Origin of the sequence: Lacipirellula parvula (assembly GCF_009177095.1) — a bacterium.
In the GTDB taxonomy this organism is placed as follows: Bacteria; Planctomycetota; Planctomycetia; order Pirellulales; family Lacipirellulaceae; genus Lacipirellula; species Lacipirellula parvula.
In genome coordinates, this window is the sequence record NZ_AP021861.1 from 4,990,475 (window position 1) to 5,003,590 (window position 13,116).

Annotated in this window: 12 protein-coding genes; 10 read left to right on the forward strand and 2 right to left on the reverse strand. The window is 62.2% G+C overall.

Translation table 11 applies throughout. The features are described from left to right. Positions 1-19: 19 nt before the first annotated feature. Positions 20-1,339, forward strand: a complete 1,320-nt coding sequence (locus PLANPX_RS19545; protein ID WP_152100353.1) for a 3-deoxy-D-manno-octulosonic acid transferase — start codon at positions 20-22, stop codon at positions 1,337-1,339. Positions 1,340-1,483: 144 nt separating this feature from the next. On the opposite strand, the gene PLANPX_RS19550 is transcribed toward PLANPX_RS19545, so the two are convergent. Both PLANPX_RS19550 and PLANPX_RS19555 read right to left on the reverse strand, forming a co-directional pair. Continuing rightward, positions 1,484-3,106, reverse strand: coding sequence for a glycine--tRNA ligase (locus tag PLANPX_RS19550; protein WP_152101939.1), 1,623 nt, complete (start codon positions 3,104-3,106; stop codon positions 1,484-1,486). A gap of 165 nt (positions 3,107-3,271) precedes the next feature. Beyond that, entirely contained in the window at positions 3,272-4,036 is a 765-nt protein-coding gene (locus PLANPX_RS19555; protein ID WP_152100354.1) for a 2-phosphosulfolactate phosphatase, read from the reverse strand. A 446-nt stretch (positions 4,037-4,482) separates the two neighbouring features. Between PLANPX_RS19555 and ubiE the strand changes: the two genes are divergently transcribed. The 9 genes from ubiE to PLANPX_RS19600 all read left to right on the forward strand — a co-directional run bounded on the left by ubiE (position 4,483) and on the right by PLANPX_RS19600 (position 13,108). Further along, positions 4,483-5,196, forward strand: coding sequence for a bifunctional demethylmenaquinone methyltransferase/2-methoxy-6-polyprenyl-1,4-benzoquinol methylase UbiE (gene ubiE, locus PLANPX_RS19560; RefSeq protein ID WP_152100355.1), 714 nt, complete (start codon positions 4,483-4,485; stop codon positions 5,194-5,196). A 240-nt stretch (positions 5,197-5,436) separates the two neighbouring features. Next, a complete protein-coding gene (locus PLANPX_RS19565) occupies positions 5,437-6,138 on the forward strand; it encodes a UbiX family flavin prenyltransferase (RefSeq protein WP_152100356.1) in 702 nt (233 codons plus the stop codon). A 98-nt stretch (positions 6,139-6,236) separates the two neighbouring features. Beyond that, positions 6,237-7,259, forward strand: a complete 1,023-nt coding sequence (locus tag PLANPX_RS19570) for a UbiA-like polyprenyltransferase (RefSeq protein WP_152100357.1) — start codon at positions 6,237-6,239, stop codon at positions 7,257-7,259. Positions 7,260-7,377: 118 nt separating this feature from the next. Continuing rightward, positions 7,378-8,514, forward strand: coding sequence for an aminofutalosine synthase MqnE (gene mqnE / locus PLANPX_RS19575; protein ID WP_152100358.1), 1,137 nt, complete (start codon positions 7,378-7,380; stop codon positions 8,512-8,514). Positions 8,515-8,881: 367 nt separating this feature from the next. Continuing rightward, positions 8,882-9,976, forward strand: a complete 1,095-nt coding sequence (gene serC, locus PLANPX_RS19580) for a 3-phosphoserine/phosphohydroxythreonine transaminase (RefSeq protein ID WP_152100359.1) — start codon at positions 8,882-8,884, stop codon at positions 9,974-9,976. Between the two features lie 118 nt (positions 9,977-10,094). After that, complete coding sequence (serA, locus tag PLANPX_RS19585) at positions 10,095-11,726, forward strand: phosphoglycerate dehydrogenase (RefSeq protein WP_152100360.1); 1,632 nt, start codon at positions 10,095-10,097, stop codon at positions 11,724-11,726. A gap of 395 nt (positions 11,727-12,121) precedes the next feature. Then, positions 12,122-12,352 carry a BON domain-containing protein gene (locus PLANPX_RS19590; RefSeq protein WP_152100361.1) on the forward strand — a complete coding sequence of 77 codons (231 nt, stop codon included), beginning with the start codon at positions 12,122-12,124 and terminating at the stop codon, positions 12,350-12,352. 199 nt (positions 12,353-12,551) lie between these two features. Then, positions 12,552-12,809, forward strand: coding sequence for a hypothetical protein (locus PLANPX_RS19595; RefSeq protein ID WP_152100362.1), 258 nt, complete (start codon positions 12,552-12,554; stop codon positions 12,807-12,809). Continuing rightward, the gene (locus tag PLANPX_RS19600) at positions 12,809-13,108 is read left to right on the forward strand and encodes a type II toxin-antitoxin system RelE/ParE family toxin (protein WP_152100363.1); all 300 of its coding nucleotides are present in this window, start codon (positions 12,809-12,811) and stop codon (positions 13,106-13,108) included. Before PLANPX_RS19595 ends, PLANPX_RS19600 begins: the two co-directional genes overlap by 1 nt. The last annotated feature ends 8 nt before the right edge of the window (positions 13,109-13,116 follow it).

The following is a 13,116-nucleotide window of genomic DNA, read 5'->3' on the forward strand; positions in this document are numbered from 1 at the left end:
CGGTCGGGAAAGGATTCCCATGTCGCGACTCGCCGGTTGGGCGCTCAACGCCCTCTATTTACTGCTATTTGCCGTCGCGTCGCCGTGGATCGTTTGGTCGGCGGTGCGGCATGGTAAGCACCGCGAGGGATTTGGCTGCAAGTTTCTCGGGCTGACGCCGCGACGGGCTGGTGAACGTTCCTGCGCGTGGCTCCACGCCGTGAGCGTTGGCGAGGTCAATCTGCTGGCGACGACGATCGCCGAGCTCGCTCGCCAGCGGCCCGACTGGGAGATCGTGGTCTCGACGACCACCAAGACGGGCTACGACCTAGCGTGCAAGAAGTACGCCGCTCACACGGTCTTCTACTGCCCGCTCGATTTCACCTGGTCGACCGCGGCGGCGATGCGTCGCATGCGGCCGACGCTGCTAGTGCTTGCGGAGCTTGAGCTCTGGCCGAACCTCGTTGCGGCCGCCAAACGGCATGGCGCTCGGGTGGCGATCATCAACGGCCGGCTGAGCGATAAGAGCTTCCGCGGCTACCGTCGCATTCGGGCGCTCGTCGCCCCCAGCTTGCAACGCCTCGACCTGGTCGCTGCTCAGAACGAAGAAACGGCTGAGCGATTTCGGCAACTTGGCGCCCGTCGCGAGACTGTCCACTCGACTGGTTCGCTCAAGTTCGACGGCGCCCAAACGAGCCGCGACAATCCGAAGACGGTCGCCCTGCAACAGCTCGCCGGTCTCGACGCGAGCCACATCGTGTTCCTCGCCGGGAGCACGCAAGATCCCGAGGAGCAGTATGCCCTCGATATCTTTAAGCAACTCGCGCCGGCTCACCCTGGGCTGCGGCTGATCTTGGTTCCGCGTCACCCGCAGCGATTCGATGAAGTGGCCGCACTGCTCAGTTCGAGCGGCGTCGAGTGGATCCGGCGGAGCCACTTGTACGCCGATAGCGGGCAGCGATGGCGGGTCTTGCTCGTCGACACCATCGGCGAACTCGGCGCCTGGTGGGGCACGGCTGCGGTTGGCTTCGTCGGCGGCAGCTTTGGCAGCCGCGGTGGGCAGAACATGCTCGAACCGGCCGCTTACGGCGTCGCAACCTGCTTCGGTCCGAACACCTGGAACTTCCGCGACATCGTCGCCCAACTCCTCGCCGCCGAAGGGGCTGAAGTCGTTCGCAGCGAGGCGGAGCTTGCCACGTTTGTTACGAACGCCATCGAATCGCCTCCCGCGGCGATCGCGTTAGGTAAACGGGCTCAGCGGCTGGTTCTCAGCCAGCAAGGGGCGACGCGACGGACGGTGGAACTTCTCTGCAAGCTCGACGAAGCCCAAGCCTCGTCGCAAGCGAGGAATGCCGCTTAGAACGACAATCAACCCTCTGATTCCCTCTCCTTAATGGTGAGGGTTGAGTAGGGGTGATCGAAGCTTGGTACCAGGGCTCTCCCCCCTCCCCAGCCCTCCCCTCAAGGGGGAGGGAGCCGCAAAATTCAGAGAGAGCGCTCGCCTCTACATCACCCGCTTCGAGATCTCTTCAACCACCTCGTCCACCTTCACGCGCCACTGCTCCAGCGTGTCGCGGTCGCGGATCGTGACGGTGCCGTCAGTCAGCGTTTGGCCGTCGACGGTGATGCAGTAGGGCGTGCCCGCTTCGTCCTGGCGGCGGTAGCGGCGGCCGACGGCGCCCTTTTCGTCGTAAAACGCCGAGAACTTCGCCTTCAGCTTGCGGTAGATATCCTGGGCGATCTCGGGCATGCCATCCTTCTTCACGAGCGGGAAGACGGCCGCCTTGATCGGGGCGATCCGCGGGTGGAACCGCATCACGACGCGGGTTTGCAACTCGCCGTTTTCGTCGGGCTGTTGATCCTCGTAATAGGCTTCGCACAAGAAGGCCAGCGTCGCCCGGTCGGCTCCGCTGGAGGGCTCGATCACGTGCGGGACGAACTTCTCGTTCGTCACTTCGTCGCGATAGGTGAGATCGCGGCCGCTGCCGCGGTGCTTCGGCCGCAGCTTGTCGGGCTTGCCCTCGACGGGAACCATCTCGACTTCGAGACAGCCCTCGGCATTCTTGACGAGCTTGCCTTCCATGTGGCTGCGGAGGTCGAAATCGCCGCGGTGGGCGATGCCCTCGAGCTCGCCAAATTCGCCCTCCGGCAGGAAGGGGAACGCGTATTCGATGTCAGCGGTGCCGACCGAGTAGTGGCTCAGTTCGTCGGCCGCGTGCTCTCGCATGACGAGCCGTTCGCCGGCGAGGCCGAGGTCGGTGTACCACTTCATGCGGCGGTCGCGCCAGTACTCGTACCACTTGCGCGAATCCTTCGGGTTGCAGAAGAACTCGATTTCCATCTGCTCGAACTCGCGGCTGCGGAAGGTGAAGTTCCGCGGCGTGATTTCGTTGCGGAAGCTTTTGCCAATCTGGGCGATGCCGAACGGCACCTTGACGCGGGTGCTGTCGAGGACGTTCTTAAAATTGACGAAAATGCCTTGGGCCGTCTCGGGACGGAGGAACGCGGCGTCTTCTTCGGTGCCCATCGCGCCGACGATGGTCTTGAACATCAGGTTGAATTCACGGGGCTCGGTGAGCGTGCCGATTTCCTTCGCTTCAGGGGCGAAGACGCTGGCGAGGTCGTCGACCTTATCGAGCGACATCGAGGCGCCTTCCCACTCGAGGCTCTCGGCGTCTTTGCCGCGGAGGTTGAACGCCTTCAAGGCCCGCTTCTCAAGATCTTCGGCTTCTTGCTCCGCCTCAGCGAGCGTCGTGACGAAGATCCGCTTGCCTTTCGCCGTGACCCAGCGGCCGCGCAGTTGGTCGAAGCGATAGCGCTTCTTCGTCTCCTTGCAGTCGACCATCATGTCGCAGAACAGGTCGTAGTGGCCGGAGACCTTCCAAACCTGCGGGTGCATGATGATCGTGCAATCGAGGCCGGTCATTTCGTAGGCCTCGGGGGCGCCGGCGGGGACGCCCAGCTCGTCGTGGCCGCGGACCATGTCCTGCCACCACGCTTCCTTGATGTTCCGCTTCAGCTCAACGCCGAGGGGACCGTAGTCCCAAAAGCCGTTGAGGCCGCCGTAGATTTCGCTCGATTGAAAGAGAAATCCGCGGCGTTTGCAGAGCGAGACGAGCTTGTCCATGTCCATCGCGAGACTCTTGTTTTCTTATGAGAGTGTTTCACGCAAAGGCGCGAAGGCGCAAAGGAAAATACAAGTTTAGGTTTGTATTCTTTGCGCCTTCGCGCCTTTGCGAGAGATTTTTCTTCGATAAAGCCCGCCATTGTAGCTGGGCGTTTGGAGGGCCGTCTACGCCGGGCGGATTTCGCCGGTAGTGTGGTTGAGTTCGGGGACGATTGGCAGGATGTCGAGTTCCGCGCAGGCGGGGAGGTCGATGCCGTGGCCAATGGCGAGGAGGTTGCTGCCGCCCGGGGTTTGCTCCATGGCGACGGCGAACTGGTCAGAGGGCGTGCGGCCGGTGCCGGCGGCAAGGGCGAGGAGCGACCGCCATTGGTCGAGGGCGCTTTGGGCTTCGGCGTTCAGCTCCCAGCCGACGGCGTTGGCGGGGCCGAGGAGAGGGTCGACGATCGCGCCGGCAGCGAGGATGTCTTCGCCGGTGATGGCGCCGTCGGTGCCGGCGCAGAGGATATCGACCCGCGGCTCGGCGGCCACGGCGTCGGCAATGACTTGGCGGTTCAGGGCGCAGCCAACCAGCGTGCGGCGGGCCAAGCGGGCGTGGTCGAGGGCTCGCGTGCCATTGGTGGTGGTGAACAGCAGCGGCCGGCCAGCGACGGCGACGGGACTGTACTCCAGCGGCGAGTTGCCGAGGTCGAAGCCTTCGATGATCCGGCCGTGGCGTTCGCCGCCGAGGACGATGGCGGCGCGGTCGAATTGCTCGGCGGCGCGGCGGGCGTCCTCGATTTCGAGGAATGGCATCACGCAGGTCGCCCCCGAAGCGAGGGCCTGGCAGATCGTCGACGAGGCCCGCAGCAGGTCGATGACGATCACGACGCTGCCGGCCAACTCTTCGGCCGTGACGTGGGCGGGGAGGAAGTGGACGTGGAGCTTGGGCATCGGTGATCGGTCGTTTTAAATTTCTTGAGGTGCCACTGGCGTGTCGCCAGTGCAGAAGTGGGAACTCGCTCGGCACTTCACACTGGCGACACGCCAGTGGCACCCTGAAGGCAGAATTTGAGCGGCTAGCGAGGGGGACATTCTACTGCGATACTGGCGATCTCCCCACCTCCCAAGCAGCTCGACTTAGCCAGTCGGGCAGGGGACTGAATGCGGGGAGATTTAACCACGAAACACACGAAAGAAACGAAAAGAGAATTGAAGCCACCGGCTCCGCCGGTGGACGGAGTGGTTTGGAGAATCTAATGCGATTCGTCCACCGGCGGAGCCGGTGGCTTTTATTGTTTCGTTCCTTTCGTGTGTTTCGTGGTTAAAAACGATCCCGCACAGCGGTTCACCTACTGCAACGTCAGCCATCATTGAATTTGCCGCGAAGGCCTGATTGTATGACCGTCGACAAATCTGGCCCGCGCGTTCGTCGGATGTTTGGCGAGATCGCCGGCAAGTACGACTTTTTGAATCATCTGCTGTCGCTGAACATCGACCGCTACTGGCGATGGCGGACGGTGCGGACGGTAGCGCCGAAGAGCGGCGATCGGATTCTCGACGTCTGCACTGGTACCGGCGACCTCGCCCTGGCCTACCACAAAGCGACCAAGGGGGAGGCAGAGATCGTTGGCGCCGACTTCTGCCACGAGATGCTCGCCATCGGCCATCAGAAGGGGATGAAGGCGCGGGCCGGCGATCGGCTGACATTTATCGAGGCCGATACTCAGTCGCTGCCGTTTCCGAGCGACCGCTTCAACATCGTCACCGTGGCCTTTGGGCTGCGGAACGTCGCCGACACGGATGCCGGGCTGGCCGAGATGACCCGCGTCTGTTCGCCCGGCGGGCATGTGGCGGTGCTGGAGTTTTCCTCGCCCGAATGGCAGCCGTTCAAGGGGATTTACAGCTGGTACTTCCGCAACGTGTTACCGCGGATTGGGCAGATGCTCGCCCGGAATGCGGAGAGCGCCTACAGCTACCTACCGGAGAGCGTCGGCGAGTTTCCCCAGGGAGAGGCCCTGGCCGAGCGGATGCGGCGGGTGGGGCTGACCGAGGTGAGCTATCGGCCGCTTACACTGGGGGTGGCGACGCTTTATGTTGGGAAGAAGCCGTAGCCGCGGGGCAACGCCCCCGCCGGAGCGGCGAGCAAGACTAACCACCAAGGCACGAAGGACACAAAGACGCACCAAGAACGGAGAAGAAAGAAAATAATGTGGAGGGCTAGCCTCGTCGCTTGGTTTTCCGCTCTTTCCTTTCTCTGTCATCCCTTGGTGTTCCTTGGTGATCTTCGTGCCTTTGTGGTTAATCTTCCGAACCCGCGTGCGGGACAACGACCTGAAGACCACTGACACATCATGGCTACCAAACCGAAAAACATCTGCATCGGCGTTACCGGCGGCAGCGGGGCGGTTTACTCGCTGCGGTTGATCGAGGTGCTGCTCGCAACGGGTTACGATGTCCATCTGTCGATCAGCCCGTCGGGAGCCCAGGTGATTCACGAAGAGATGGACCTGCGGGTCGATCTCAACGACTTTCAGCCGGCCGACCTCATGCTGGAGGACGTGACGAACGCCTCCGACAGCAAGATCCGCATGCTGCAGGCGAGCGCCGGCATCGGCACGGCCGACAGCAACGTCCTCTCGGTCGACGCGGGACGGGTGGGGCAACTCCACTACCACCACTATCAAAACTACAACTCGCCGATCGCGAGCGGCTCGTTCCTCACGCAGGGGATGGTGATCACCCCGTGCTCGGGAGCGACGCTCAGCGCGGTGGCTCATGCGTCGTCGGGCAACCTGATTCAACGGGCGGCCGAGGTCCATTTGAAGGAGCGGCGGAAGCTGATCCTTGTGACCCGCGAGACGCCGCTGTCGCTGCCGCATATCGACAACTTGCGAAAGTCGACCGAGGCGGGCGCCGTGGTGATGCCGGCGTCGCCGGGGTGGTACCACGGGGTGAACACGCTGCGGGACTTGGTCGACTTCATGGTGGCGCGCATCTGCGACCAACTCGGCATCGACAACGCCCTCATCAACCGCTGGGGCGCGGATAAGTAAGATCTCACGCAAAGGCGCGAAGGCGCAAAGAATACAGAATCAAAACTTGCATTTCCTTTGCGCCTTCGCGCCTTTGCGTGAGAAATCGCCTTTAAAAGATGCTCCAAACGATCCGCCACTTTCTTTCGCTGATTCGGTTCAGCCATACGCTGTTTGCGTTGCCGTTTGCACTGTTGGCGGCGCTGATGGCTTGGCGGATGCAGGCGATTGACTTTGTCGCTACTCACGGCGAGGACGCCAGAGTAATGACAATCGAGCCCGCCGAGCCGATTAGCCTTGAGTTTCTAGGAATTCATGTGGCAATCGCGGAAACGCGAATTGGTTTCGACGGCCCGCTGTTGAACATCCGCTGGCAGGAACTCGTCGGCATCTTGCTCTGTATGGTCTTCGCCCGCAGTGCGGCGATGGCGTTTAATCGGTTGGTCGATCGCAAGCTCGACGCCCTCAATCCGCGGACGGCGGGGCGGCATATTCCTGCGGGCTTGCTCAGCGCGGGTCAGGTGACGTTCTTTGCCTTGACGTGCAGCGTGGGATTTGTGGCGAGCACGCTGCTATTTCTGCCGAACCGGTTGCCGCTCTATTTGGCCGTGCCGGTGCTCGCGTTTTTGTGCGGCTATAGCTACGCCAAGCGGTTTACGTCGCTGGCTCATTTCTGGCTCGGGGTGGCCCTGGCGATGTCGCCGATTGCCGCCTGGATCGCCATTCGGGGGGAGACGGTCGCGCGGCATCCGGCCGATTTGCTGCCGGCAATTGTCCTAGGGGCGGCCGTCGCGGCGTGGGTGGCGGGGTTCGACATCATCTACGCCTGCCAAGATTTCGCCTACGACCGGGAGGCGAAGCTGCATAGTATTCCGGTGCGGCTGGGGGTGGCCGGGGCCCTCCGGCTGGCGGCGGGCTGCCATTTCGTGACAATAGCGTTGTTGGCGCTGCTGCCGTTAACCTACCCGCCGTTTGGCGGTGTCTGGTGGACGGGAGTCGCCGCGGTGGCCGCCCTGCTGGTGTATGAACACGCCTTAGTACGGCCCGACGACCTCGCCCGGGTGAACACGGCGTTCTTCAACGTGAACGCGATCATCAGCCTGGGGCTGCTGGTTGTTGGAACGGTCGATTTGTTGCTTTGAGTAGGAAGAGAAGATTTCACGCAAAGGCGCGAAGGCGCAAAGGAAATACAAGTTTTAATCCTGTATTCTGTGCGCCTTCGCGCCTTTGCGTGAGACTTTCAGAGCTAAAGAAGAAGCGATGCTAAGAACTTCGTCTGAAATTCTCCGCCCCATTCGCGAGAAGGTAGAAGCCGGCGAGCGGTTGTCGTTTGACGATGGGCTCACGCTCTACAGCGACGCTGCGCCGCTGCCCGAAGTGGGCGAACTGGCCAATCTCGTGCGCGAGCGGAAGAACGGCAACGCCGGCTACTACAACATCAATACCCATCTGAACCCGACGAACGTTTGCGTCTACCGCTGCACGTTCTGCGCGTTCCGGGCCGACCTCCGTTCGGCTAAGGGTTATTTGATGGACGAGGAGCAGGTGCGGGCCCGCGGGCAGGAAGCGGTCGACAATGGGTGCACTGAGTTGCACATCGTCGGCGGGTTGCATCATCAGGCGAAGTACGAGTGGTATCGCGGCGTGATCAGCACGTTGCATGAAAGCTTTCCTGAGTTGCATTTGAAGGCGTGGACGCCCGTCGAAATCGACTGGTTCTCGCGGCAGACGAAGAAGCCGATTCGCGCCGTGCTGGAAGATATGATCGACGCAGGCGTCGGCAGTCTGCCTGGCGGCGGCGCCGAGATATTCCACCCGGAAGTTCGCAACAAGATCTGCGAGCACAAAGCCGATTCGTCCCGCTGGTTCGAGACGCATCGCAACGCCCACCAGTTGGGGCTCCGCTCGAACTGCACGATGCTCTACGGTCACATCGAGCAGGCGTATCACCGCATCGATCACCTGATTCGCCTCCGCGAACTGCAGGATGAGACGGGCGGGTTCCAGACGTTCATTCCGCTGGCGTTCCATCCCGACAACACGGGGCTGTCGCACATCAAGAAACCGAACGCCCTGATGGACCTGCGGACGATGGCGGTGAGCCGGCTGATGCTCGACAACATCGCCCACATGAAAGCGTACTGGATCATGCTCGGCATCGGCACGGCCCAGGTCGCGCTCGCCTACGGCGCCGACGACATCGACGGCACGGTGCGACACGAGCTGATCTATCACGACGCCGGCGCCGAGACGCCGGAGATTCTTTCCGTCGAGCAAATTCGCCAACTGATCGAAGAGGCGGGCCGCGAACCTATTGAGCGGGATACGCTCTATCATCGGGTGGAACGCGACGGGAATAGCTGGCGAACGGGCGAGGCGATCGCTGCGGCGAAGTAGCGGCCCGTGAGCCGGCGAGCAGTTGCTCATTGCCTCTTCTGGCTCCCTCCCCCTTGAGGGGAGGGCTGGGGAGGGGGTAGAGCCCTGGTACCCGCGTCTTTCACCCCTCCCTAACCCTCCCCTTCAAGGGGAGGGGACCAGAGAGACATCGTTCAGTAACGGCTCCTCCGCGTTACGAACCGATAATCTTCACTTACTGTAGGCAAAAAAGCCTGCCATTCTTCACCCAGCCACCCCATCGCCAACTTGCGCTGGCAGGGCTAAAATACTCGTTTTCACTTTGCCGGTTGTCGCTCGTCATTCAGAGCCTCCGGCAGTCATCTGCAGTGAAGCGACCCTAAGTAGAAACTCCCACGAAGGATTCGCCATGACCCAACGGGTCTACAATTTCTCGGCCGGTCCCGCCGCGATGCCGGTCCCTGTTCTTGAATCAATTCAACGCGACATGCTCGCCCTGCCAGGCGTCGGCGCCTCGATCCTTGAGATCAGCCACCGCAGCGGCACGTTCGTCGCCATCGCCGAAGCAGCGGAAGCCAATCTTCGCAAGCTGCTCTCGATCTCCGACGACTACGCCGTGCTGTTCCTGCAAGGCGGCAGCCGGTTGCAGTTCTCGATGATCCCGATGAACCTGCTCGGCGAAGGTCAGTCGGCCGACTACATCCTCACCGGCTCGTGGGGCAACGACGCGCTTAAGGAAGCGAAGAAGGAAGGCGAGACGAGCGTCGCCTGGGATGGCAAGTCGACGAACTACGATCGTCTGCCGAAGAAGGGCGACCTGAAGCTCAATCCGCAAGCCGCGTACGTTCACTACACGTCGAACGAAACGATTCAGGGCGTGCAGTTCCAGAGCGAGCCCGAAGTCGGCGACGTGCCGTTGGTGTGCGACTCGTCGAGCGAGTTTCTGTACAAGCCGCTCGACGTGAGCAAGTACGGCCTCATCTACGCCTGTGCCCAGAAGAACGCTGGCCCGTCGGGCGTGACGGTGGTGATCATCCGCAAGGATCTGCTGAAGAAGAGCGATCCCAACATGCCGGGTTACCTCAACTACCAGATCCACGCCGACAACGGCTCGATGTGGAACACGCCGCCGACGTTCGGCATTTACGTGCTGAAGCTCGTCACCGAGTGGTTGTTGAACGATGTCGGCGGGCTCGACGCGATGTACAAGCGAAACCAAGACAAGGCGAAGCTTCTGTACGACGTGCTCGATGCGTCAAACGGTTTCTACGCCGGTCATGCTCAGAAGGAAGATCGTTCGCTGATGAACGTCACCTTCCGCCTGCCGAGCGAGGAGCTGACGGACAAGTTCGTCGGCGAAGCGAAGAAGCTCAGCCTCACCGACCTGAAGGGCCACCGCAGCGTCGGCGGCATTCGGGCCTCGATTTACAACGCGATGCCGGTCGCCGGCGTCGAAAAGCTCCGCGACTTTATGGTGGAGTTCAAGGAGAAAAACGCGAAGTAGCGTTCTTCCCGCGAGCCGCGGGGCTTGTCTCCGCGGAACGTTGAATACCGCGGGGATAAACCCCGCGGCTCGCTGTTGATCACACTCCATCTACAAACTTTCATCACGCGATAACATCATGCCCTCGGTCATCGTTCTCGACACGCTCTCGCAAGAAGGTCTCGATCTGCTGGACGCCGCGCCCGGCATCACCTACGAAGTTCGCACCGGCCTGAAGGGGGACGACCTCCGCAACGCCCTCGCGGAATTCGACGGCGCCATCTGTCGCAGCGGCGTGAAGATCACCCCCGAGTCGCTTGAGGGGAACCGCAAGCTGAAGGCGATCGTGCGGGCCGGCGTCGGTACCGACAACATTAACAGCGCCGCCGCCACGCGGGCCGGCGTCGTCGTGATGAACACCCCGGCCGGCAACACGCTCAGCACGGCCGAGCATGCGGTGACGCTGATGCTCGCCCTGTCGCGGAACGTTGCTCCGGCGTACCAAGGGCTGATCGAAGGCCGCTGGGATCGCGCGAAGTACATGGGCGCCCAGGTCGCCGGCAAGACGCTGGGCGTCGTCGGCCTCGGTCGTATTGGCCTCGCGGTGGTGAAGCGGGCCCAAGCCCTTGAGATGCGAGTGCTCGGGTACGACCCGTTCATGTCGAAGGAGAAGGCGAAGGAGCTTGGCATCGAGTGGTACGAGAAGGTCGACGACATGCTGCCGCACGTCGATTACCTCTCGGTCCACACGCCACTGACCGAAGAGACCCGCAACCTGATCGACATTCCGCAGCTCGATCGCCTAAAGCCGGGCGTGCGGCTGATCAACGCGGCCCGCGGCGGCATCTACAACGAAGCGGCGCTGGTTGAAGGTTTGAAGTCGGGCAAGATTGGCGGCGTCGCCCTCGACGTTTACGCCGAAGAGCCTTGCACCAACAGCCCGCTGTTCGGCATGCCGGGCGTCCTGTGCACGCCGCACCTTGGGGCGAGCACCGAAGAGGCCCAGACGCAAGTTGCCGTTGAAGCAGTTCAGCTGCTGACCGACTTCTTGTCGACCGGACAGATCAAGAACGCCGTGAACATCGCCTCGCTCGATGCCAAGATGCTTGAGCAGTTGCGCGGCTACCTCGACGTGGCGTTCCGCCTCGGCAAGCTCGCCGCCGGATTGATCCCCAGCGGCCTGAAAGCCTGCAAGCTGACTTACCGCGGCGAGATTGCCGGCCGCGATACCAAGGTCCTCACCGCGGCCTTCTCGGCCGGGTTGCTCCAAGGGGCGATGGCCGACGACGTGAACCTAGTCAACGCGAGCCTGCTGCTCGAAGAGCGGGGCATCAAGCTGAGCAGCGAAGCCCGCACCGACATGGGCGCCTTCCGCAGCGCGATGAGCTTCGAAATCGAAGGCGCCGACGGCCAGAAGCATAAAGCGACCGGCACCGTGTTCGGCCAATCGATGCCGCGGCTCGTGTCGCTCGACGGCTATCGCCTGGAAGCCTATCTCGATGGCTGCTTGCTCGTTTTCACCCACAAAGACGTGCCGGGGATCATCGGCGGCGTCGGCATGGCGTTCGGCGAGCACAGCGTCAACATCGGCCAGATGGCTGTCGGCCGGGCCGGCGACGTGCCGGGCGGCGAAGCAGTCGGCATTCTCAATCTCGACTGCGAACCGCCGGTGGCGGCGCTAGAAGCCGTTCGCAAGCTGGCGGCCATCAGCAGCGCGAAGGTGATTCACCTGCCGAGCGCGGGCGAACTACCGGCTTGGCTGCAGGGCTAATTTGCAGACGCGTGTTGCTACGAACCTAAGAGGGCGAGGCTTCCGACCGGGAGCTTCGCCCTCTTTTTTTGCGCCTCGCCCCGCGAAGTCGGCCTCATCCCTCTGCATACCCGTGGCGGCGCCGCGTACCTGCGCCGTGGGGTGAAAGATTTACCGCCGGCGGCCAACCACTGCATATTTAGCGTGCAGTGCTAGCGTGTTTCCGGCAAAAACGGCACAACCCGCAACTCTTTCGGATATTTCCTCGCTTAACGGGCGAGCTCTTCTGAAATCGGTTGTGAATCACAACCGATATTTCCTCATAACGCCCCAGCCAGTAGCCTCTCGGCCCCGCTCGGGCGTTCCCTCCTGAAGCTATCCCGCCAAGTCTTTCGCCCGAAACTAGGAATCAGAACATGGAAGCCGTGCTTGCGCCGCCGCGCCGCGAATTGATCGACGAAGTCCATGGCGCTCTCCGCCGCAGCCCCTATGTTTCCGGGCACGAGATGACCGTTGAAGCGAGCGAAGGCGTCGTCCGCCTGTCGGGCGCCGTGCGGTCGTTCTTCCACAAGCAGATGGCTCAGGAACTGATCCGCCGCGTCGACGGCGTTCAACGCATCGAGAACTGCCTGCAAGTGCAGTGGTAAGCAGCCGGCGATCACTTCGCCGCCTAACGCCGCCCCGAAATAGATGAATCGTTCTAGCCGGAAGGCCACGCCTTCCGGGATGGCCCCGCCGTCCCGGACCGCGTGGCGGTCCGGCTAGTTTCGTTTGCGGACGGGCCGCCGTGGCGGTGGTAGAATAGGAGCGGTTCTAACGCCGCTCCGTCTGTTTCCGGTGAACGCCATGGCCACTGTACCGTCCTCCGACTTCGCCGAGTTCTGCGACTTCGTGACGCATCTGCGGAATGAGGGGAGCGTCGACCTGACCCCTGAGCAGAGCGTTCAAGAATTTCGTCAGCGCCAGGAGCAACTGCAGCGCTGGAATGATCGCAACGCTGCGTCGATCGAGCAAGCTGCGGCGGGCGCAGCGAAGGAGCTCGATTTCGACGCCTTGATGGAGCGAGTTGAGCGGCGCGCCAGCGGCCAGCGGAGTGCCGAGTGATGCGTCGCATCTTGTGGACGCCGATCGCCGAAGAGGATCTCGAAGAAATTCTACTGTTCATTGCCGTTGAAGGGGGACATCCTGAAACGGCGCGACGCATTGGCGAAGAACTTCGAGCGGCAATCGATCGCCATTTTCGCGAGTCGCAGCCTGCGCAACGGCACGCCGCGATGCCTGAATCGTGGCGGTATCTAAAATACAAACGCTGGCTAGTTGCTTACGAACCGACGCCCGAAGCCGCAGTGATTCACCGCGTAGTCGATGCGGTGCGCGATCTGCCCAGGCAGTTCGGGCAGTAACCATCTCA